A 23,172-nucleotide genomic window follows, 5' to 3' on the forward strand; every position below is an offset into this window, starting at 1 on the left:
ACTTTTGTTTTAAATCACAAATTTTCGCATTTTTTAAAACATTTTATTCACATAGCGAAATTTGCTGTTAAACTCCAAATGTCGATTTTTTATGGCACTAAAGTCTGACCTTATCGCTAAACATAATAAGAATAATGCTGGAGTTACTCCTTAACATGTCGATTCGCCTGTTACCCCTCATCATAGCGTCACTCGTCAGCACTCAAGTGCAAGCCGATGACTTTACTATTCAATTAGGCGGCTTCTACTCGCAATCAGACACCAATATGGAAGTCACTAACCCAGTTTCGGGTAATAACTTCACCTTAGATTATGAATCTGATCTCAAACTCGCTGAAAACGAATTCCTGCCTTTTATCGAGTTAAATTATCACTTCAACGAGCGGCACAATATCTACCTCGACTGGAAACAACTCCACCGCAGCGCCGATACCCAAGCCCTAGCCAAACCCTTCCAGCTCGAAATCAACGACACCATTTACGATATCAAAGCGGGCGGTAAGCTCAGTTCAACCTTAAACATCGACGTACTGCGTTTAGGCTATGGTTATGATGTCTTTCAAGGCAGTAACTATGATGTGGGTCTGTCACTTGGTTTACACACTATGTTTATCAAGACAGGTTTTGAAGGTATGATTGGGGTTTGCGCTTCGTCAGAATTACTCAATAACGTCTGTGGTAGCCAAGCGATCCCGCGCATTGTTGATGAAAATGTCACTGCGCCACTGCCGGACTTTGGCATTTATGGTCAGTATGAATTTGTTCCCGGTTGGCAAGTCACCAGCCATGCACAGTATTTCTACATCACACTCAATGATGTAAAAGGCGAGCTCGTTGATATTAAAGTCGGTGTTGATGCACAAATCACTCAAAACTGGCGTATGAGTGTGGCCTATAACTACTATAAAGTTGATGTGGATATCGCCCAAAACTCGCCGAATAAAGACACTCAAATCGCCGATTACAATATCTATTACAGCTTTATCGGCCCTATGCTTTCCATCAGTTATTCTTTTTAATTCAAACACATTCTATTAAGACTCTTATTGTCTTAAATCGCTGCGCCTCGCTAAAACTATCGCTCAATCCCCAGCTAAAATCAGTGTCCAAAAATAAGGGCACCTACTGGCGCCCTCATGATTCAACTCATTAACACTATTTACGCCCATCTTGCTCGCGCTTGGCTTTAAAGTCAGATGACTCAAGCCAATGGGGCCAATCGGTACTATTGGCTAAGGTGGTAATCATACTGGCGATGAGATCTAGATCTTGGCTTACACCACCTAAATTCCAGCTTGGATCATAATCATCGGCAGGCTTGTGATATTTATGGGCGATATAATCAGGATCGGTATCCCCAAGGCTCATAAATAGCAATCCAGGTACACCTTGTTGTGCCAGCGCAAAGTGGTCCGATCTAAACATCAACCCATTCTGCGGTCTTGGATCGGCTTTAACTGAACGCTCTTGGGCCTTCGCGGCTTTATCTAAGTATTGCTCCAACTCAGATACGCCTTCACCATAACGCAAAATGTAATCCACGCCCTTATTCACATTCATGCCATCGATATTTAAAAAGGCGACGATGTTTTTCGTTGGCACACTCGGATGCTGAGCAAAATGCTGTGCACCGATCAGACCCGTTTCTTCCGCCGTAAAGGCACTGAAGAGCACCGAGCGATCCAGTGGCGCCGTCTTGGCTTGCTGTTTGAAGTAACGCGCCAAGGCTAAAACCCCCGCCACACCGCTGGCATTATCGACCGCTCCGTTTAAAATCTCTGACTTACCGTCTTCAATCACAGTACCGAGATGATCCCAATGGGCATGCATCATCACCACTTCGTCGGGGCGCATTTTGCCAGGCAGTAAAGCCGCAACGTTATGGGACTCAGCGCGTTCAATTTTATTGTTTAACGTGAGCTGGGCGCTCAACTTAAGTGGGATCGCCTTAAAGTTTGGCTTGGCAGCTTGCTGCTTTAAGGTATCAAAATCCAATCCTGCTTTAGTAAAGATTTTTTGCGCGGTTTCGTGCTGTACCCAACCCATGACGCCAACTTGGCCTTGGTTATTATTGGCATCGACCAGAGTGAACTTAGTGCCCGTGTTGGAGTTTTGCACCACACCCCAGCCATAGGCGGCAGGCGCAGTTTCGTGAACAATAAACACAGCCTCGGCGCCTTGACGCGCGGCTTCCTCATACTTATAAGTCCAGCGACCGTAATAGGTCATGGCATTGCCTTTAAATACCGCAGGGTCCTGAGTCGCAAAGCCAGGATCATTCACAAGCACGATAACGGTTTTGCCTTTTACATCTAACCCTTGGTAATCATTCCAGCCATATTCGGGCGCGTTGATCCCGTAGCCGACAAACACCACATCGCTTTTATTCAGGCTCACGGTTTCAGCGATTCTTTGGGTTCTCGCGGTAAATTCACTGCCATTGGCAAATTTAAGTCCGCCAATATCAAGCTGCATGTTTTGATCTGCGCTAATTTGCGCCAAGGGTACGGCCTGCAGATAACTGTCGCCAAATCCGGGTTTGAGACCCATATCTTTAAATGCTTTCACTAAATAGTCTAAAGTTAAGTTCTCACCTTCTGATAAAGGCGCACGTCCACCGAAGGCATCACTGGCTAAGGTTTTAATATCGGTTCGGTATTGCGCGAGATCGAGGCTTTGCACAAATGCGGTTTCAGCAAAGACGGGTAATGAGATAGTGGCCATCAGACTTGTGGCTAAGATGATATTTTTCACAACTTTCTCCCAAGTTATTATCATTATTTGATTTTAAGGATAGACTTTACCATATCATCTTTAGTTTATGATGGAAGTCTTAGCGCAAACGGAGTTGCTGCTGCCCAAGCACAAACGGTGTTCATGCCTTCATCGAGCCGACGATGCTTGCGGTTAGCTTTGAACAGATAACAACAGAATAAAATAGCGAAAATCTTAAAATATCCGTTTATTTTCATTAAGTAAGGTAACAATATGTCGCTAGAGTTATTACAAGCTGCTGCACTGAATCTCAAAAAAGCAGTGCCTCTGATGCTCAAACATAAAATTCCGACCACCCCGGTTAACTATGCGCTTTGGTACACTTATGTTGGTGAACAGAATCCCGAGTTAAATCAACGACTCGATACCGTTATCGCCCAGTACAACACCTGTCCTCCTGTGAGTAGCGAACTCTTATATCGCCAGTATGTTGCCGATCCCGTTGAACTCGATGTCCGCGAAATGCGCCAGAATCTGGATGCTATGGTGACTGAGCTGTCCCAATCGCTCAAAGATACCAATCTAGATGCCAATGAATTCCAGTCGCGCATCGAGAGTAATTTTGAAAAGCTCAACCGCATCGAAGATGAGGGTTTTAGTGTTGAGCAAGTGCTCGATCTGGTGCGCAGTTTAGTGAAAGAGTCGGACAATATTCGCTCGAGCACTGAGTTCTTTACCGGACAATTGCAGAAAGCGCAAACCGAAATCGATGCGCTAAAGAAAAAGCTCGAACAGACAGAAAAAGATGTGCTCTACGATGCGCTGACTGGCTGCTTTAATCGCCGCGCCTTCGACAGCGATTTTGCTGGCATGTTAGCCCAAGCGCCCTTAGGCACCTGCTTGATCTTGGCCGATATCGACCATTTTAAAGTGTTTAACGACACCTACGGCCACCAGCTTGGCGACCAAGTGTTACGCGCCGTGGCGAAACGGCTACAGGAATCCTGCCGCGATGGCGCGAAACTGTATCGTTTTGGCGGTGAAGAATTTGTGATTATTGTGCCTAAAAGTCAGTTACGCATCGCAAGGCAACTGGCCGAAGCCATGCGCCGTGGACTCGAAAAGCTCAGTTTGAAAGACAGACGTAAAGACGAGCGCATCAATAATATCAGTGCCTCATTTGGGGTTGCCCAATGGCAAGAAAAACAAACGGGCATGCAATTAATTGAAGCGGCAGATAAATTACTTTATGACGCTAAACGTTTAGGTCGAAATCGTGTGTTACCGATCAGCAACTGATTGTGATGGCTTGATTATGCTAACTGGAACGTAATGAATTAGCCTGACGCCGATGATTCGGCTTCAGGCTGGGATGATTAAAAGACGCTCATTTGGCGGTTACTGATAAGCACTATTTGGTCAGCATGATTTAATCAACATTATTAATGTTGACATTGTTAGCTCAAAGCAGCCTTAACGCTTTGGTTGAAGATTGCGCTAAGGCTTAAATTAACGTGCGACCTAATGGGTGAAACTGCGCGTACTAGAAGCGACCTTCCCTTGCATCCCATTCCCAGTTGAAGCTGAAACATCGGCACTAGCCGTATCCATTGATTCATCCTCAACCGGTATCGCCTGCACCACAAAGCGCAGTTCGGCGCCGCCTTGAAGCGCATCGAAGGGATAACAAGTGATTAAGGTTAAGCGATTATCATCGGATGGCGCCATAAACTGCGTTTCAGTTTCATGCACCACCTGAGTCGCAACTACTTCATAAATAATGTGATTTCCCTTAAGCGTCTGCAACGATAATCGACGCCCTACCGCCATGCCATTGAGGATCGCAAAATGCGTGTCCCTGTGACCGGCAATCACAGTATTGCCCTTTTGCCCCGCTGGCGCACTGGACAATACTAAACTTGGGCCAAAGGCCAAATTTCGCCCTGAAGCCCCCGCCAACACATATAAACTGTCATTAAGCTCGGCTTCAATATCGCTATTAGCCGCCGCTTGTTCACGATAAATGGACAGCTTTGCGACGGGGTAAGTATCCGCCCATGACCAAGGCTTATGGGATTGTCCATCAGCTAAGGTTTTAGTCCACGCCTGTTCAATCAAATACTGGGCAAAGTGTGCTTTAGCTTGCATATAGAGTCCCTTTCCTAACAATGTTGCGCCAATTAAAAATAATCCCACCACTAAAAATCGCTGTGTTCTGCCTTTGCTCATCGGGCTTTACTCGTCGTTCATGATTCATGGTTCATGGTTCATCGATGACAGGCAAGCGCCGCCATGGCTGCCTTCTCTTCGCGTTTTTGTCGCAGAATCGATCCCATAAGTACCAAGGCCAGCAGTAAGGTCAACTCACCCAATAACATATCCAAACGGCTCGAGGTTGCAGTTTGTGGCAAGGCACCAAAAGGCTGCCAACCTAAGGGCAAGTGCTGACGCACCAAAGCATCGCGGCTCATTGCGGTTGAATCTATGGGGGTTAAGTCCACCGCCACTAAACTGGTATAAGCGCTGACTAAGTGATAATTCATCGACAAGGCCGTGACTTGCTGCTTTACCTTGTCATCATTTGCGCCATTTTTACTCAGCTCCAATGCACCAATCTGTTTACGCGCCCACAGTAAATCTAAACCCGCACCTTGATTGGTGATAAGTCCCGCTGAGTTGTCCTGAAGCGATAACGACTGTTGCCAGTTTTTATGCCCTTGGCGACCTGAGATCACTAATTCCTGCGGCTCACGGGCGCTGCGTTTTAGACTCACAAGCACAGGCTCGCCGCGGTACAAATCTGCAATCGGTGACGGCCAGTAATCGGGCACACTGCCATCGTCATAACGTACTTGAATATCGGTTAATACGGGATATTGAATTTTGCTCAGCAAGGCGCTGATCTTCTCGTCGACTTCATCCACTTTGCCAATATAAGTAAAAGTGCCACGACCCAGTTCAGCCGCCCTTTGCATAAAGTGAGAATTAGGCGCTGAGCCTATACCGACAGTAAACAAGCGGCTCTCACCGATTTGGTAGCGGATCAAATCGAACAAGGCTTGTTCATTGCCCACAGAGCCGTCGGTCATAAAGATCACTTGGCGCAAAGGCTGCACGGCATCGGGCGAGACACTACCCAAGGATTTGGGCAAGGCAGCATCCAGTGCCAGCGCCATTTCAGTGCCACCATCGGCTTGTAAACGGCTCACAAATTGACGGGCGCGGGCCAAATTCGACGAGGTCGCCGGTAATGATGTCGCTGAAAACTGAGACAGACTGGAATTAAATTCTATAATGTTAAAACTGTCCTCGGGCTTGAGTCCTTTTAATGCGTAAAGCAGTGCATTTTTGGCTTGAACGATAGAATCCCCCGCCATAGAGCCCGAAGTATCAATCACCAAAATTAATTCACGGGGCAAACTCGGTTGGGTGCTCTTTTCGACCTTAGGAGGCAACACCATGACTAGGCTGTAATTATCTTCATTCATGCCGTTAGCTTTGCTGGTTTCAAGCGTGTCCTGAGACAAATTATCGCCATCGGGTTTATGGGTCTTACCCTGTTGATTAAACACCCAAGCCATTGGACTCGTACCCTGCTGTACGCGCCATTGCAGTACAAAGTCACGATTGGCAGGCACGCGTTGTGCCAGTGACACATCAACGGCGCCGCTATTGGTTTGCTTGAGTTTGATGTCATGGTAAGGGCTCTCAATTGACGCCTTATCAACCCCCTTTGCCAGCAAAACTTGAATGTCCGCTTTGAGCACAGGATCGCGTCCACTGGCGCCGTCCCGCACAGGCGCCACAATCAGGTCGGCATCAAACACCTGCGAGCTGGTCACTCGGCTCGATTGGCTGCTCTGTGCTATAGGATTATTTGAATCGCTAGCACTGGCGTCAGAGGTTAAGCCCGGGATATACCGAGGCGCGACCACCAGCGGAAAACGTAGGCTAAACAAGCCATCTTCATATTTGATACTCTCCTGATAGCTGATTTCGACAATCAACTCTTCCTGCGGTGCTAGGTTGGCCACTTCGGTCGTGAACATATTTGGCCGCTCTTGGCTCACTAAGCTGGCGCGTTTACCCTCCGCTTTGGCTTGCTCAAAAATCTGCTTAGCCTCGGCCTTAGGATGAATTTGCCCTTCGATAACCCTTTGGCCAATGTGTAATCGCAGCGAATCCACCGCGGCCTCATTGGGCAGCGGGAACAGATATTGCCCATTCAACACAAACTCAGTGTTATTGCGAAAAACCTGCTTCACGCTCACGCGATTACTTAAGCCAGAGACTTGCATCGACACTTGTGTATCGAGTGGCAAAGATGGCACCCAAGCGCCGCTCGGCTGACGATAAAGTAATAATCCCTGAGTAATGCCATCGTAATTAATGACCTGTGATTCTGCCGTACTTTGAGCAGTATTTTGGCCGACCAGCGCCGAGGCAATATTCTGCGGCTCAGACAATGTGCCCGTGCTATTGGGTGAGGCTAATGCCACAAAGGGCAAGCCCCAACATACGGCAGCACTGATCATTAATATCGCTAAGCTTTCGCTGATTTCTTTTACCCTTTTCCCTGTGATCATCACAAAGGCTTCCTTCTTGCTATTAACTAATATGGACTGACGTTCGCAGTCGTTAAAATGAATGTTCTAAATTGACGGCTTAGAATGGACGACTAACATCGACCGCTATTGTGTCGTGCGCGTTGCCATCAAGGTTGAATGAGGCTGTAAGGTCAAGGTCACACGGCGATCGAACACATCCGATTCCCTGTCCTGCTCCGCTTGCAGTGGCGATAAAGCGCCAAAGGCTTGGGTTGTCATGCGCTCAGCGGCGACGCCCTGCTTAATCAGGTAGCCACGGACTTCCAGTAAACGTTGCTCAGAAAGGGCTTGGTTGTAGCTCACATCACCCCGGCGATCGGCATAGCCTTTTAATTCCAAATTAAGCTCAGGCGACAGATTCATCACCTCGGCCACATCATCTAATTGGGGCAAAAAATGCGATTCGACCTCAGAGGAACCAGTGCGAAACTGCACGTTTAGCCCTAGGGCGAGCTCACTGAGTAATTGACGTTGCGCGGATAGCAATTCATCAAGCTCTTGCTGCGCCTTGGCATATTCGCTCGCGCGTTTTTCGGCGGCTTGTTGCTTTACACTCAACTCGGATAATTGCGACTCTTGCAGGCTGATCTGCCTTTGCTGAACGTGCAGCGTGTCTGTGTCGCTAACCGACTTACCAATCAAGGTGCCAGTGAACGCGCCAATAATGGCCCCCACAGGACCACCGACTAACGCGCCCACTAATGCACCACCACCGAGGCCAATTAAGGCTTCTGGCTGTTCGTCCTCATTTGCGTATTCGCCATCCATCGCCATACCGCTGGCATCGACGTCATTATCTAAGCTGCGCTCCTGTCCTTGAGCTTGGTTTTGCAGTGAAACCCGCGCCGACACACTGGCGACTGGCGCGCTTAATAAACTCAAAACCAACAAATTAATTAGTGTCTTTTTCATCATCTCATTCCTTTTTGATTATTAGCTGAGCTTGCACTCGAACCTGAACAACAAGTTCAAAACCCCATCAGGTCAAAACGGGTGCAAAACTGAATGCGGCTATTAAACACAAGTGGAATGGCATGAGCAGGGATGGAAAATGGCAATGCAACTATCAATTGTGGCAACAAAATGGCAATTGCATTTGTGGCCTTTTATCTCGGGTAAAATCCTGTATAGTCACGAAAACTTACTCCCCCAAGTCAATAGGAATATGGCTCTATGAAGCGTATCGCCATAGTGGAAGATGAAGCGGCCATTCGCGAGAATTACAAGGACGTGCTGCAACAACACGGTTACAGCGTGCAAACCTATGCCGACAGACCATCGGCCATGTTAGCCTTTAATACTCGGTTACCGGATTTAGCCATTATCGACATCGGCTTAGGTAATGAAATTGACGGTGGCTTTATGCTGTGTCAGTCACTGCGTGCTATGTCGAGCACGCTGCCGATCATCTTTTTGACCGCCCGTGACAGTGACTTTGATACTGTTTGTGGCCTGCGTTTAGGCGCCGATGATTACTTGAGTAAAGAAGTGAGTTTTCCCCATTTAACTGCGCGCTTAGCGGCCTTATTTCGCCGCTCCGAGCTTGCGGCCAGCCAAACGGCGCAGGAAAATCTGCTTGAGCGAGGTCCGCTGACGATTGATGCCAATCGCATGCAAGTCTATTGGAACCAATTACCCATTGAGCTTACCGTCACCGAATTTTGGATGGTGCACGCGTTAGCCAAACACCCGGGCCATGTGCGCAGCCGCCATGAGTTGATGCAAGAGGCGAAGATTTTTGTCGATGACAGCACCATCACTTCCCATGTGAAACGCATTCGCAAGAAGTTCATCGCCACCGCACCTGAGTTTGACTGTATCGATACGGTTTATGGCATGGGTTATCGCTGGGACAGCTTAGCCTGAACTCTCGCGATACCTTGATGCACGTAACCTTGAGCCAATACACTTTTGATCCCATTGATGCTGATCCCTAACTTATGACACGTTTCCCCTTTGGTCTACGCACTAAAGTCATCGGCCTTAGCCTGTTTTTGCTCTGCCTACCTTGGCTGGGGTATCAATATGTGTGGGAGATGGAAAAGTATCTTCGCCACGGTCAAGAACGCACCTTAGAAGGCACCACTCAGGCATTGGCCACCGCGCTGCACGAACGGCCGAAATTGTTCGATGGACAAGCGAGCTTTTTAAAGCAAGTGGAAAAGAGTCGCGATCTGTACGCCTATCAACTCAATGGGGCGATTCTGCTCGACGGTAAACTTAACGAATGGGAAGAATATCAGCACAGATTTATCCAGTACGGTGAGGCGCATCAGATCATGCGCGCCGATCCCAACGCGCCGCTGACCTTAAGCTTTACCCACATGGTCGGCCAGTATGATGGTTATCTGTATGCCTTCTTTCAAGTGACCGACCCAACTGTGGTGCTGCGTGGCAAAAATGCCTTAAGTGTCGATAGAAACGATCATCTTTCAATTGCGACACTCGCGCCCGACAATAAATTCAAGCGCTATATCGTTGCCACCACGCAACCCGGTTGGATCAGCGCCTTCGAGTTACCTGCCAATCCTAAGCAAACCGTGCCCGTCAAACCTGAAGTACGTATTCAAGGACAATGGGCGACCACAGATGTGGGCTACAATGTCGAGCTGCGTATTCCATTAGACATGGTCGGCAGCAAACTCGGTTTTGCCATTTCCGATGTTAACGACAGCAAGAACCGCGATGTGGCTGCCGTTGTCGGCACATCGGCCTTAGATACGGTCGATAATCTCGGCACTGTGTTGGTGCCATCGCCAGAAATTGAAAACATTATCAAAGGCATGAGCCACTATAGCTCACGCATTTGGGTAGTCGATAAGCACGGCCGCGTACTGGCAAAATCGGGCGATATTCGAGCCAATGACAGCGTGTGGACCCGCACCTTAGAAGATGAAAAGAGCACCACGCTGTGGGAAACCTTCAAGCGCGATTACTTGCATCCGCTGTACTATAAAATTCTCACTAAGCCGCCCAAAGACTTTATCGACTCCTTGCAAGACTCCACTGAGCTTGATGGCAGTCATATCCAAAAAGCCCTTGCGGGTCAGCAAAGCTCAACTTGGCGCTTAACCCCAGACAATAAAGCTGTGGTGCTCGCTGCCGCCAGCCCTATTTGGATTGATAACAATGTCATGGGCGCCGTTGTCGCCGAAGAAACCACCCACGGAATTCGTACCCTGCGTAACCGCGCGCTGGAAAAACTCTTTAACGTAATTTTGACCATAATGAGCATGGGCACTTTGGCGCTGTTCTTCTTCGCTTCGAGCATTTCTAACCGTATCCGTAAACTGCGCGATGAAGCTGAAAATGCCATTGATAGCCAAGGCCGCGTTCGTAATCACCTCAAACCGTCTAAAGCACGGGATGAAATTGGCGATCTGTCCCGCAGTTTCTCCAGCATTGTCGGACGGCTTGGTCAATACACCCATTATCTGGAAAACATGTCGTCGCGCCTGTCCCATGAGCTGCGCACGCCCGTGGCGGTTGTGCGATCATCCCTTGAGCATTTAAACCTACAAACCTTAGATAAAGACACGCAAAAATATGTCGACCGCGCCCAAGAAGGTGTCAGCCGCTTAAGCATGATTTTAAATAACATGAGCGAAGCAACGCGCTTAGAGCAGAGTTTAACGCAGGCCGATATCACTAAGTTTCCACTCTCACAAGTGGTTAGCGGTTGTATGCAAGGTTATCAAATGACCTATCCAGAACAAGGCTTTAGCGTAAAAGTTCCCGAGCAGCCACTGATGATGCAAGGTGTACCGGAATATATCGCCCAATTGATGGACAAACTTATCGCTAACGCGATTGAATTTTGCGATAAAGGCAGCGCCATCGAAGTCACGCTCACCCAAGTCGGTAAGCAAGCAACTTTGCTTATCAGTAACTTAGGACCAGAACTGCCCGTTGATATGTCGGAGCAGATTTTCGACTCCATGGTGTCGGTGCGGATAAATCAAGCCCAAGACAAACCTCATCTCGGTTTAGGTCTGTATATCGCACGATTGGTCGCCGAGTTCCACCAAGGACAAATCCTCGCCCGCAATCGCAGCGAGCATAATGGCGTCGATATCCTAGTAACCTTGCCTTTGAGCCCTGCTTCATAATCTAAAGACCGAAGGGACAGGAGCCAATAACATGAGTCAAACTCATCATCGCGCCTCCTGTCATTTCTGCGTGCAGATGCTAAGATGACCGCCATAACAATAGATTAGATATCTCCAATGGTTCTTCTCCAACATTGTTCAACCTATTCGTTCAACCTAAATGCCAAGGTAATGATCCAATGACAGATAAACATCATCAAGCCACCCAAATCGTCAGCTTAGGTCGAGACAAAAAATGGACCAAAGGCGTGATCAATCCGCCCGTTTTTCGTGCTTCGACTATCGTCTTCGAAACGATGGATGAACTGCGCCACGCCGCGAAAAATAAAACCAACGGCGAGATGTTTTATGGCCGCCGTGGCACCCCAACTCATTTTTCGTTTCAAGCGGCGATTGCTGAATTAGAAGGCGGCGTCGGTACAGCGCTGTATCCCTCTGGCGCGGCGGCGATCAGTGCGGCGTTATTGTCATTTTTAAAAGCCGGCGATCACCTGTTGATGGTCGATAGCGTGTATGAGCCAACGCGGGATCTGTGCACCCATATTCTCGGCGGTTTTGGTATCGAAACCACTTATTACAATCCGCTGATTGGCGCGGGCATTGGCGACCTTATTCGCCCCAATACTAAAGTGTTGTTTTTAGAGTCTCCAGGCTCCATCACAATGGAAGTGCAAGATGTGCCGACCTTGTGCCGCATCGCCCACGAACATGGGCTGATTACTATGCTGGATAACACTTGGGCATCCCCAATCAATAGCAAGCCCTTTGAAATGGGTGTGGATATTTCGATTCAAGCGGCGACCAAATACATTGTCGGTCACTCAGATGTGATGATAGGCACAGCTACCGCCAACGAAAAATACTGGCCACAATTGCGCGAACACAGCTATTTGATGGGACAAACCACCTCCCCTGATGATGTGTACCTTGCCGCCCGTGGCCTGCGCACCTTAGGCGTGCGTATGGCGCAGCATGAAAAAAATGCCCTGCAAGTTGCCAACTGGTTGAAAACCCGACCAGAAGTCGATCATCTGCGTCATCCGGCGTTTGATACCTGCCCCGGCCACGAGTTCTTTAAACGCGACTTTAGCGCCTCCAACGGCTTGTTTTCCTTTGTATTGAAACAAGGCGATGCCGATGCGGTCACCGCACTGGTTGAGAATATGAGTCACTTTAAGATGGGATTTTCTTGGGGCGGCTACGAGAGTTTGATCCTCGGTATTTTCGGCATTGAAAAAATCCGCTCCGCGACAAAGTGGGATGCGAGCAAACCGTTAATTCGTTTGCATATTGGTTTAGAAGATCCCGCGGATTTAATTGCCGATCTCAGCGCAGGGTTTGACCGCTTTAATGCAGTACTGGCGGCCAAAGCTAAGTAGCGATAAAGATCGTGATAGAAATTCAGCGAGGTCGTTAGAGGGCTAATATTTATTGCGTTATGTCATTAACGGCTAAATGCTCGCAGCCTATAAAAACAAAAAGGGGCGGAATAAACATTCCGCCCCTTTCTCTTATCAACACTGACTGCATATTTAACTGACTGCAAATTCAACTTATTTCAAATATCGATGCTTACGGCAAAAGCACAGCAAAGTTATAAACTCTTTGGCGATTAATTCGCTTTTGCTCCAGCACTCAACGCAGGGTCAACCCAAGCAGCAGAGCCATATAGCGGCACTGTCGACAAGGCATGTTTATGGCTGCCGTTGGTCTCTTTCGTCGAATAGGACAAATACAGCAGAGTCTGGTTCTGCGCATCATAAATCCGGCGCACTTTTAATGACTTAAACAAAATACTCAGGGATTCGGTGAAAATCACTTCACCGTGTTTACCCATGTCGATATTAGCCAAATCGGCCGCGTTAATTGGCCCCGTTTGACGGCAACTTATGCCCATATCTGATGGATCGGCAAAATCTAAATTGGCTTCGATACGACTAATATGGCAAGTCACCCCAGGAATTTTAGGATCGTGCTTAGCATCGATGATCACATCTTTAGTGGTAAAAAGCCCTAAGCTCACCTTACCTACATCGTCACCACAACCCGCGAGCAAAAAGCCCACAGTGGCGGCAAACGCACACTTCAACAGAGTTTTCATTCCTACATCCTTTTACATTAGTGCTTATATAAGTGCTTATATGTTAGTGATTTTATGTTAATGCTTATATGTTAGTGCTTAGCAAATAGCTTTTGTGCCCAGCGGGTTAGCCCTGCTGTCACAGAGCCAAAGTGATCGCCGACCACGACCGGAATATCGGGATAAATACCGGCGATTTTTGCGTAGATCGCAGGGCTTCGCGCCGTACCACCTGTGACGTAAATCACATCGGGTTTGCATTCTGCAGCATTGTCGGTAGATACATTCTCGTTATTCACAGAGTCTTGAGCTAAACCATCAGCCGCTAAGGTTTTTGCCGCTTGCGAGAGCGCTTGGTGCATCAGGGCTTCTACTTTTGTCAGTGAAGGCTCGATAGCATTCTCAAACAAATTGCGGCTCACACCCGCGTGCAGCGCCGCTTCGATAAAATCGAGATTGATATCTGTATTCTCGGCATCCGACAGGGCAATTTTGGCGCGTTCGGCTTGGCGGACCAACTGATAGCTTAGCTGCTGTTGTTGCACTTTTAACAGTCGGTTGAGCAACTGTGGCTGCTCGGCTTCTTTCACCAATTCATCAATCAGTTTACGGCTGCTTAAGGTACTGAATTCTCGCTGGGCGCTAATATCATTTACCGCTACCGCATTCCAAAAAGCTTTACTGGGCATAGGTTTGCCATTGGTCATTAAAGAGCCTAAACCAAAGTGCGGCATAAAGGCATTCATTGCAAGGGCGATATCAAGATCATTACCACCGATTCGCTGACCACTATGGCCGAGGAAATCTTCACTGCGATCCGCTTTTTGTTTATGGGCGGGTCCCATTTTTACCACTGAGCAGTCCGTTGTACCGCCGCCCACGTCGACAACCAGCACGGTTTTGTTGTCGGTCAAGCTCGCTTCATAATCCATCCCCGCCGCTAACGGCTCGAACAGAAAATCAACGTCGACGAAACCCGCGCGTTTTGCCGCTAAGGTCAAAATGGATTCAGCCTGACGGTTACTCTCTTCACCGCCTATGCCTTGAAAGTTCACCGGACGACCAATAATCGCATGGGTAATCGTTGCCGCAGCGCCTTGTTTAGCAAGGTCCTTTTCAACTAACACAGATTCGGCGCGCACTTTAATGTGCTGCATCATCAGGGTAACTATGTCTTCAAACAGGGCCACTTGCTCGGGTCTGAGACCCGTTGCACCTAAAAATGATTTTGGCGAACGGACATAGAATCCTTCCTCCGGCATCTCTAAATACACGCTTACCGCCTGCTCACCGACAAACACGGCCTGAACATCAGCGTCGAGATCTAACTCATGGCGCACCATGCGGGCGCGGCTCAATTGTGCGGCGCGCTTTTTGGCGTAATCGGCTTTTAATTCAATAGGAAGACCACGATAAACCGCCTCGGCGATCAGTTCCCTGTCCATCGCATATAAGGTCGAAGGTAAATAAGCTGATTGCTCTGATAACGCCAATAACTGCACATCATCACCCTGCATGATCCCTACGGCGCAGTTAGCACTACCATAATCAAATCCAACAAACATACCTTTTACTCCCGCGATAAAAAAGCCGAGAAAGATAACATAGTTTGCGATAATGCCCAAGGAGTTAACACTGCCGGATTGACTCGCAAACTGGCAGCGAGTATAGCGGGCTCAATGCGTCAATCGCAGTTGCACGAGCAGCATTTCAGTCCAATCCAAGATGATCATCTTAAGGTCATATTTCTGTCACACTCGTCATCAAGCTGACATATTTCCCTCGTATCTTTATCCCAGATAAATCCCAGACTGATTTTGGCATGTACGCAGTATTTATCATTGAAATTCCTTCACTTGTAGGCAGTAAATCTGATTGCACAAAGGCGGATGAATGCTATTGTATATTGCGCCATGACGCTTGCTTAAAGGAGCTGTGCAGTGTCCCCGAATACCGATAAACTTTCGATTGATAAAGAACTCTCTTGGTTGTCTTTTAATGAGCGGGTATTGCAAGAAGCCTGCGATCCCAATGTTCCTTTAGTGGAGCGAGTGCGCTTTTTAGGGATATTTTCCAATAACATGGATGAGTTTTTTAGAGTACGCGTGGCTGCGGTCAGGCGCTCGATTCTGCTGTCATCCCTGCAGGAAGGTCGCAGCAACAGTCGCCATTTAATGGCCAAAATCCAATCGAAAGTGATGGCATTGCAAGAAAGGTTCGACGGGATATACACGGATTTAATGCGCGAGCTGGTACGTCGTAATATTTTGTTAATCAATGAGAAACAATTAAGCGAGTTCCACAGCGACTGGCTGAAAAAACATTTTCGTGATCAATTTAAACGCCATATCGCCCCGCTTATCGTCAATAACAATCGCGATTTGATCAAACAAATCAACGACGACGCCACCTATTTATGCGTGTGTTTGTTCACTAAGGCTCGCCGCCAATACGCCTTAGTCGAAGTGCCAACCAAAAACGTGCCGCGGTTTATCGAACTCCCCGCTGAAAAGAGTAAAGCGAAAAAGTATCTGATTTTATTAGATAACATTATTCGCCACTGCGTGGATGAACTCTTTGGCCCTTTCTTTGAGTACGACGCCATTGAAGTGTATTCGATGAAATTAACCCGCGATGCCGATTTTGATATCACCGACGAGCTAGAGCAAACTCAGCTCGAAAAAATGACTAAGGGATTGAAAAAACGTCTGACCGCCGAGCCGGTGCGCTTAGTGTATGACAAAGAAATGCCCGAACACATGTTGGTGATGCTCAAAGAAAATCTGAACATCAGCTCGACAGAATGTTTGATCCCAGGCGGGCGCTACCACAGCTTTAAAGACTTTATCGCCTTTCCCAATCCGAGCCGCGACTACCTCGAAAACGAAAAACTGCCGGCGCTCAATAGCGCAGGTTTTGGCCGCAGTGCCAACAGTTTCGATGCGATTCGGATGGGCGATATCATGCTCAACTATCCGTACCATAAGTTTTCCCATTTTACCGAAATGGTGCGCCAAGCGGCCTACGATCCGGCGGTGCGCTTTATTCGAATTAATTTATATCGAGTGGCGAAAAAATCCCATGTGATGCAATCGCTTATCGATGCAGTGAAAAATGGCAAACAAGTCACAGCTGTAATTGAACTGCGGGCCAGATTCGATGAGCAATCCAACATCGAATGGACCCGCATCTTAGCCGAAGCGGGCGTCAAAGTTCACCACGGTATCACCAGTTTAAAAGTGCATTCCAAGTTGTGCTTAATTGGCCGTGAGGAACAAGGGGAAATCAAACTCTATTGTCACGTTGGCTCAGGCAACTTTAACGAAGGCACGGCGCGGGTCTACACCGACTTGTCGCTGTTCACCGCCAATCAAGAGATTGCCCGTGAAGTGGAGCAAGTGTTTGACTTGATTGAGCATCCGTATCGCCGCGATAACTTCCAGCATTTAATCGTGTCGCCCTACGATGCCAGACAAAAACTGAGTCACTTGATTGATAATGAAATCGTCAATGCCCAAAGCCATATGAAGGCGGCGATTACCTTAAAACTAAATAACTTACTCGATGAATCCTTGGTCCAAAAACTCTATGAGGCCTCGGCGGCTGGGGTCAAAATTAAGTTACTCATTCGCGGTATGTGCTCGCTTATTCCGCAAATTCCCGGGATCAGCGACAACATCGAAGTCTACAGTATCGTCGACCGGTTCCTCGAACACTCACGGGTGATGCTGTTCCACGCGGGCGGGGAGAACAAACTTTTTATCTGCTCCGCCGATTGGATGAGCCGCAACATAGATAACCGCGTCGAAGTGAGTGTGCCGATTTATGATCTGCGCCTAAAACAAATGATAATGGATATTTTATCCTTACAATTCAATGACAACACTAAAGCACGGGTCATAAACAAAGAACAAAGTAACCCCTATCGAAACCGGGGTAACAAACGAAAAGTGCGTTCTCAAATTGCCATTTATCAATATCTGATTAATTATGAGAAGCGCCAACTGCAAGAATTTAATGCCTTACGTATGTCCGCCCATGAGGGTGATGCTGAGCGAGAGAGCAACGCTGAGCCCGACATAACGCCCGAGTTACAGGCCAAAGCCAGCTAACGCTGGCTTTATATCGCTTTGATTGCCTAAGGATAATCCGATTGGTAGCCACACATTCGCACACACAGCAACACACATTACTAAAGTCGCAGGCACCACAAACCAATGCGCCCGCAAATGCTAAATCGCGCCACTTTGTTGCCATCGATATGGGATCGAACAGTTTTCATCTGGTCATCGCCCGTGAGCAAGATGGCAGCTTGCAGATTTTACACAAAGAAAAACAACAGGTTCAGCTCGCCACTGGGCTCAATGCGCAGAATATTCTCGACAATGACGCCATAGAACGTGGCCTCAATTGTCTGCGGGATTTTAACCAAAGATTTTCCAATCTAGACCAAGCGCAAGTGCGATTAGTGGCCACCCACACCCTCAGAATCGCCAAAAACCGCGATCAATTTATTGAGGCCGCGCTCGCCATCATGCCCTATCCGGTGGAAGTGATTTCGGGCCATGAAGAAGCCCGTTTGATTTACAACGGCATTGCCCAAAGCCAAGTGCTTGGAAAATCCAATTTAGTCATCGACATTGGTGGTGGCTCGACCGAAGTCGTGATCGGTAAAAAGAATACCCCAACCCAGTTATCTAGCCTGCGCTGCGGTTGCGTGAGTTTTAACGAGCGTTTCTTTATCAATGGACTCATCACCCCAGCCTCATTTCGTGATGCCCAAAGCGCAGCCGATAAGCAGTTCGCTTCACTCTCCAAGGAATATTTCGCGGGCGGCTGGGAGCTGACGTTAGGCAGCTCAGGCACAGTCAAAGCCATCTGCGAAGCGATTCAAGAAGAACACGGTGATGAAACCATCACGCTGCCACGACTCAAACAGCTCAAAATCAAGTTGATCAAATGTGGTCATATTAGCCAAATTCAATTTGCCAATGTCGATGATAAACGCATTCCTTTAGTGCCCGCCGGACTTGCTATTTTAATCAGTTTTTTTAGGCGCTTACCGATACAAAAGCTCGAGTTTAGCCCAGGCGCACTGCGTGAAGGCGTACTCTATGAACTGGCCAAAATTGGCCAGTATCAGGATATTCGCCACCGCACCGTCGACAGTATTGCCCAGCTTTATCATATCGATATGGCCCACGCCGCTAAGGTACGCGACACCGCCATGGCCTTGTTTGAACAGGTCGCCGATGAATGGCAATTAAGGCCCCATGCACGCTTGCTCGCCTATGGCGCAACCTTACATGAGATTGGGCTACACATTAATTCAAAGTCCCTGCACAAACACGGTGGCTATATCATCAGCAACAGTGACTTACCCGGGTTTAGTGAAGCCTTACAGCTTGATTTAGCGCGGCTTATCACCAATCACAGAAAAAAGCCCAACGAATTAATGCTCGCCGAACTCGATCCCAACCATAAGCTCACGTTGAATCGCCTGCTCTGCCTGCTGAGGCTCGCTGTCTTGCTCAATCTTGGCCGTATCGCCAAGACGCTGACCTTAGATCATATTAAAGTGATCCCCGATGGGCTCATGCTAGTGCTACCGAGCCATAAGCGAAAAATCAGCCTGTTTATGAAGGATTTACAGCGGGAACAGAAGCAAATGCTCACGCTTGGGATGAACCTGCGGTTAGTGTCTAGTTTGACTTAGCTGTTACGGCGTTAACTCTGCCGAACGTGGCTGAGGCGAGTGTGGGTTAGCTCTGTGTGAATGATTTTAGCGAAGGATTCGGTGCTAAAATATTGCCCAGAATCGAGGGCAATTATCTCGCCTAAAAACAAGGTTAAGTTAGCTGTCAATCTGGCTTGGTAACGGGATTTCAACAGCATAGCGGTTGACTTAATCCATGCGCCACAACAGATTAAAGTTTAAAGGATTTTTAACCCTTCACTAAAGCACAAATTCCTGCTCGCGCGTTTGCCGCTGAGTGGGGATTTCTGCTATCATCCACGGCTGACTAATCATAATTCCACGAATTTAAAGATAATCAGAGTCAAACCCTTTTTATCTCGCGATATCAGCCCCATCGCCTGCAGGTACAAGTATGATTAACCACTTTAGTGTGCTCGGTATAAAACCCAGTGCCAAAGAAGACGACATTAAAAAAGCCTATCGACGGCTGTCAAACAAATATCATCCCGACAAGTTGTTAGGCGCCTCGGAAGAGGAAAAGCAGCAAGCCGCCGTACAACTTGAACGCGTTAAAAATGCTTATGATGTGTTGTCAGATCCTAAGCGACGAAATGCGTTTATCAAAGATTTCAATAACGTAATAGTGACCGATCCCGCTAGCGCCATGCGCGAGCTGTGGGATCAATTTTATCCTTGAGCGTTTTCTAGAGTAAGTGCCAAATGGTCAAAAAACTGAATATCTCACGCATTAATGAGCTAAAAAATAATGCCTACGACAATATCGAGTCCTACGACGATCCCGATACACCTAAAGCGCTAGAGCAATTTACTAGCCAAATCAAAAAGGTGTTAGAAGCCGATCCTAAGATGCTTGATACTGTGCCTGAGTACCTGCCTGTCGCGCTTTACGGTCGAATTAAGTTTCCCGCCGAAGCCAAACTCAAGTGGGCACATTGGATAAACACGGCAACTCAACCCGAGTGGGATGAGTTTAAAGTCACGATTGGCTTTAACAATGCCGATTTACCTTTAGTGTTAGCCGTGCGTGGTTACTCGGAAACCTTACTGATTGAAAGCTGCGCGGTACTGTATTTACTTGAAAATCAAGGTAAAGCAACGCCAGCAGCAAAACATCACGACGATGAAGATGATGACAACGATTATGTTGGCACCTCAGATAACGACGACGATGATGAAGGCGAAGAGGAAGATGGCTACTACGATCACTACGATGATGAGGACCGCTAATGAACACTAGTCTCATTGAGATTACCGTCGCCGAAATTAAAGAGTTGGCGGACGTAGAGCCAAAACAAGCGAGCAAACGCTTTGAAATCATTGCGAATACCATGAGCGACGAGCAATTAGTCGAAGTCATCGAACACATGGATATCGTCACGCTGACGCAAATCAACAGTCACCATGATATCTCTTGCCCTTCGATCATGTCTGAACTCATGACCCCAGAACAAATTCGCGACATCGTCTGTCAGCAACCTTTGTACTGGGAAGAAAAAATCAAAAACAATGCCGAAGAACTTATTCAGCATACCTTTGATTTTTTGACCTATTTAATTCGCATCCAAGATAGCGAAGAAAAGCAAACCGCGATTTTAGAATGTATCGCCGAAGATCCAGCGGGCCTCTTCTATCTGTCGATCCCTTTCATCGAAATGATGTTAGGCGAAAAACATGAAGATGAAGACGGCTACACAGATCTCTATGATGACGAAGAAGACACCGAAACCATCGGCTACGACAGCCGCGTCGCCAGTGAAGATGCACACAGCCTCAGCATAGACGACCCACGCAGCCTAATGGCCTTAATCCACGAGCTTGCGCCCGATGTTGAAAAAGCCATTAAGAGTCTGCTGCGTAACGAAAGCTCAGGTTGGGAAATGATCATCAGCAAGTTTGTCAACGAGCTGGTTATTCAAGCCAAAGAGAAAAACCAAGTGACGGATGAATACGCTGAAGTCGATGATATGTTTAGCTTTTTGGATTAAGGAATTATTTGATGCAACTGGTACTGCGTGATGTAGATCAAGGACCCTACCTGAGCAAGGTATTGATCCAAGGCCAAGCAGACGAAATGCTGAGCGGTGAACAGCTGTCACAAATCAAATCCAAAGCCATTTTGATGAGCCTCAAACTGGCCGATAAGTTTTACAACAAGTACAAAATGCACCTGCTTGAACAAGCAGCGCACGATGTCATTGGTGTGGTGAGTCTTGGTTTGATGGAATTGTCAAACCAAAACCCGCAGCAGGCGATACGCCTGTTGATCACCGCCGATGGCGTAGTCAAATGCTTTCAAAAAGGCTGGAGCATGCTCAGCACTGTCAGCAAGCATAAACTCGTCAACGGCAAGTCACTGTACGGCGATGTCGACAAGTTCTTGCTCGAACAAGTGTCCAGCCCACCCGATGCAGAAGAGTGGCTAGGTTATGAAGCCTATCAAGATGCCCTGCTTGAGCATCAGCGCCAACAGTCGATTGCGGCGCTATTGGCACAGTTTTATGCCCAATCGAGCTATGATCCGCTCGACTTTCTCAATCTAGAGAGTGTATTAGCCGAAGCGGTACTGTATCGATTGTTGTTTGATGGCGCCAAAGTCAGACAGGATTTGAAAAAGCGTATCGGCAAAATCACCTTAAAAGAGGAGTGGTTTACCCGTGAGCATATCGAATTGGAAACCCAGAAAGCGTTAGCAGAATTACCCGCAGAACTCGCTGAAACCATCAGTAAAGATCTCGGTAAAAACTTTGTCCCCGCCTTACTGCGTACCCTGCACTTTGCGAAAAGCTATCGCGAACTCTTACTCAGCGACGCTTCACCCGAGCGCTTAGAAAGATTCGAACATAAAGAAGGTCTCGTCGGCCTCCTCGGCTGGCCACTCTACATAGTACTTTGATCGGTACTTTAATCGGTACTGTGTTCAGTAGGTTAACGAGTGCTTGAGTCGCTTAAAATGAGTGCTTTATTGGAAAATAAAGCACTTTTTTATTGTCTGTTATCCCCATGCCCAATTCAACCTTCAGCATCTCATTCTCAGTTTTGAGTGGTTTTAGCGTAGAGCTTGATAACGCTTTGGGAACAGATACGTGTTGGAAAGTAGTGTTTGGGGAGCAGTAATTTCAGTTGTTAGCAGTTTAGCATTTACGGATATCCACTCGCACAGGCTTGCCATGTCATTCACTCGTCGACTCGCAGCCAGTCCATCCTTGGATGCTCGACCGCCCCGTCCATGGGGCGGACGGTCGTCTCACAAATCACCATGGCTCACCTTTCGTGCATTCGCGTAATCTGTAGATTTAAAAGCGTTACGCAGCACGCTTTGGGACAAAAGCAAAGTTCAGCCCACGTTACTTTGTGGGCAATTTTGATTCTCCTTATTTTATTTAAGGATAATCAACCCCACCATGGGGTTGCTTGCAGCCTACAATACGTTTGATTGAAAGAAACCACCCCTTTAGAAATCCATATTTTTTTAAAGCGATAATAGCGTACTCAGAGCATGTGGGCTCAAATAAGCATGATTCTCTTAGCCTAGTTGGCGCTATGACTCTATACATTAGAATCAACTTTATAGAGAGACAAACCAAAATTATTTTTCCTTCCGGAACGTAATCACATAGTAACTACTATTTTCGGCTTTCTTACCCAAAAGCGAATCCATGCAGCCAGGTTGAACTTGAACCCCTATACTATCTACACGCTGAAATTCCCAGTCATCAGACGCATATTTATTTACAACATTTTCAAGATACGCAGCTGCCTCATTCCCTTTGTGAGCCTACATCTGAACAGCTATATTTGGTGGGATTTGTACCATTTTGTACTCGAACATCCGTTTAACTCCTTTGTACAATGCTTACTAAGAAATATAACGCTCCGCTAAATTGCGAGCGTTAGCTAGTCCGGTGTAGACCACGCTTTTAGTGGTTGGAATGAATTTAAGTG

General features: G+C 47.4%; 19 protein-coding genes. 11 read left to right on the forward strand and 8 right to left on the reverse strand.

The window, feature by feature from the left end:
• Window positions 1-155 precede the first annotated feature (155 nt).
• Complete coding sequence (locus Q4Q57_RS10730; protein ID WP_311890806.1) at window positions 156-1,019, forward strand: DUF481 domain-containing protein; 864 nt, start codon at window positions 156-158, stop codon at window positions 1,017-1,019.
• A 136-nt stretch (window positions 1,020-1,155) separates the two neighbouring features.
• On the opposite strand, the gene Q4Q57_RS10735 is transcribed toward Q4Q57_RS10730, so the two are convergent.
• Window positions 1,156-2,778 carry a M28 family metallopeptidase gene (locus tag Q4Q57_RS10735; RefSeq protein WP_311890807.1) on the reverse strand — a complete coding sequence of 541 codons (1,623 nt, stop codon included), beginning with the start codon at window positions 2,776-2,778 and terminating at the stop codon, window positions 1,156-1,158.
• 210 nt (window positions 2,779-2,988) lie between these two features.
• On the opposite strand from Q4Q57_RS10735, the gene Q4Q57_RS10740 reads away from it, so the two are divergent.
• Entirely contained in the window at window positions 2,989-4,014 is a 1,026-nt protein-coding gene (locus Q4Q57_RS10740) for a GGDEF domain-containing protein (RefSeq protein WP_012587834.1), read from the forward strand.
• Between the two features lie 222 nt (window positions 4,015-4,236).
• Here the strand turns inward: Q4Q57_RS10740 and Q4Q57_RS10745 are convergent, their stop codons facing one another.
• The 3 genes from Q4Q57_RS10745 to pdsO form a co-directional block, all read right to left on the reverse strand.
• Window positions 4,237-4,944 carry a class GN sortase gene (locus tag Q4Q57_RS10745; protein WP_311890808.1) on the reverse strand — a complete coding sequence of 236 codons (708 nt, stop codon included), beginning with the start codon at window positions 4,942-4,944 and terminating at the stop codon, window positions 4,237-4,239.
• Window positions 4,945-4,982: 38 nt separating this feature from the next.
• Entirely contained in the window at window positions 4,983-7,301 is a 2,319-nt protein-coding gene (locus tag Q4Q57_RS10750; RefSeq protein ID WP_311890809.1) for a marine proteobacterial sortase target protein, read from the reverse strand.
• A 105-nt stretch (window positions 7,302-7,406) separates the two neighbouring features.
• Window positions 7,407-8,237: a sortase-associated OmpA-like protein PdsO gene (gene pdsO / locus Q4Q57_RS10755; protein ID WP_063883952.1), complete on the reverse strand. Its 831-nt coding sequence runs from the start codon at window positions 8,235-8,237 to the stop codon at window positions 7,407-7,409.
• A 258-nt stretch (window positions 8,238-8,495) separates the two neighbouring features.
• Between pdsO and pdsR the strand changes: the two genes are divergently transcribed.
• The 3 genes from pdsR to Q4Q57_RS10770 all read left to right on the forward strand — a co-directional run bounded on the left by pdsR (window position 8,496) and on the right by Q4Q57_RS10770 (window position 12,810).
• Window positions 8,496-9,188, forward strand: coding sequence for a proteobacterial dedicated sortase system response regulator (pdsR, locus tag Q4Q57_RS10760; RefSeq protein WP_006081337.1), 693 nt, complete (start codon window positions 8,496-8,498; stop codon window positions 9,186-9,188).
• Between the two features lie 74 nt (window positions 9,189-9,262).
• The gene (pdsS, locus tag Q4Q57_RS10765) at window positions 9,263-11,431 is read left to right on the forward strand and encodes a proteobacterial dedicated sortase system histidine kinase (protein WP_259569890.1); all 2,169 of its coding nucleotides are present in this window, start codon (window positions 9,263-9,265) and stop codon (window positions 11,429-11,431) included.
• A gap of 179 nt (window positions 11,432-11,610) precedes the next feature.
• A complete protein-coding gene (locus Q4Q57_RS10770; protein ID WP_311890810.1) occupies window positions 11,611-12,810 on the forward strand; it encodes a cystathionine beta-lyase in 1,200 nt (399 codons plus the stop codon).
• A 233-nt stretch (window positions 12,811-13,043) separates the two neighbouring features.
• Here the strand turns inward: Q4Q57_RS10770 and Q4Q57_RS10775 are convergent, their stop codons facing one another.
• Window positions 13,044-13,532, reverse strand: coding sequence for a CreA family protein (locus Q4Q57_RS10775; protein ID WP_006086367.1), 489 nt, complete (start codon window positions 13,530-13,532; stop codon window positions 13,044-13,046).
• Window positions 13,533-13,603: 71 nt separating this feature from the next.
• The gene (gene yegD / locus Q4Q57_RS10780) at window positions 13,604-15,076 is read right to left on the reverse strand and encodes a molecular chaperone (protein ID WP_311890811.1); all 1,473 of its coding nucleotides are present in this window, start codon (window positions 15,074-15,076) and stop codon (window positions 13,604-13,606) included.
• A 375-nt stretch (window positions 15,077-15,451) separates the two neighbouring features.
• Between yegD and ppk1 the strand changes: the two genes are divergently transcribed.
• The gene (gene ppk1, locus Q4Q57_RS10785) at window positions 15,452-17,623 is read left to right on the forward strand and encodes a polyphosphate kinase 1 (protein WP_006081332.1); all 2,172 of its coding nucleotides are present in this window, start codon (window positions 15,452-15,454) and stop codon (window positions 17,621-17,623) included.
• A 41-nt stretch (window positions 17,624-17,664) separates the two neighbouring features.
• Window positions 17,665-19,227 carry an exopolyphosphatase gene (ppx, locus tag Q4Q57_RS10790; protein ID WP_012088937.1) on the forward strand — a complete coding sequence of 521 codons (1,563 nt, stop codon included), beginning with the start codon at window positions 17,665-17,667 and terminating at the stop codon, window positions 19,225-19,227.
• Window positions 19,228-19,238: 11 nt separating this feature from the next.
• Here the strand turns inward: ppx and Q4Q57_RS10795 are convergent, their stop codons facing one another.
• Window positions 19,239-19,406, reverse strand: a complete 168-nt coding sequence (locus Q4Q57_RS10795) for a hypothetical protein (protein WP_157600320.1) — start codon at window positions 19,404-19,406, stop codon at window positions 19,239-19,241.
• A gap of 215 nt (window positions 19,407-19,621) precedes the next feature.
• Between Q4Q57_RS10795 and Q4Q57_RS10800 the strand changes: the two genes are divergently transcribed.
• Genes Q4Q57_RS10800 through Q4Q57_RS10815 form a run of 4 tightly spaced genes read left to right on the forward strand, consistent with a single transcriptional unit; the run spans window position 19,622 to window position 22,123 of the window.
• Window positions 19,622-19,906: a J domain-containing protein gene (locus tag Q4Q57_RS10800; protein WP_006081330.1), complete on the forward strand. Its 285-nt coding sequence runs from the start codon at window positions 19,622-19,624 to the stop codon at window positions 19,904-19,906.
• Window positions 19,907-19,929: 23 nt separating this feature from the next.
• Window positions 19,930-20,457, forward strand: coding sequence for a hypothetical protein (locus Q4Q57_RS10805; protein ID WP_006081329.1), 528 nt, complete (start codon window positions 19,930-19,932; stop codon window positions 20,455-20,457).
• Complete coding sequence (locus Q4Q57_RS10810; protein ID WP_006086363.1) at window positions 20,457-21,215, forward strand: hypothetical protein; 759 nt, start codon at window positions 20,457-20,459, stop codon at window positions 21,213-21,215. The genes Q4Q57_RS10805 and Q4Q57_RS10810 overlap by 1 nt, the downstream gene beginning before the upstream one ends.
• Window positions 21,216-21,226: 11 nt before the next feature.
• Window positions 21,227-22,123 carry a hypothetical protein gene (locus Q4Q57_RS10815; protein WP_311890812.1) on the forward strand — a complete coding sequence of 299 codons (897 nt, stop codon included), beginning with the start codon at window positions 21,227-21,229 and terminating at the stop codon, window positions 22,121-22,123.
• 487 nt (window positions 22,124-22,610) lie between these two features.
• Here the strand turns inward: Q4Q57_RS10815 and yidD are convergent, their stop codons facing one another.
• Window positions 22,611-22,814: a membrane protein insertion efficiency factor YidD gene (gene yidD / locus Q4Q57_RS22100; protein ID WP_409438189.1), complete on the reverse strand. Its 204-nt coding sequence runs from the start codon at window positions 22,812-22,814 to the stop codon at window positions 22,611-22,613.
• Between the last annotated feature and the right edge of the window lie 358 nt (window positions 22,815-23,172).

This window comes from Shewanella sp. SP2S2-6, assembly GCF_031931965.1.
Lineage (GTDB): Bacteria > Pseudomonadota > Gammaproteobacteria > Enterobacterales > Shewanellaceae > Shewanella > Shewanella baltica.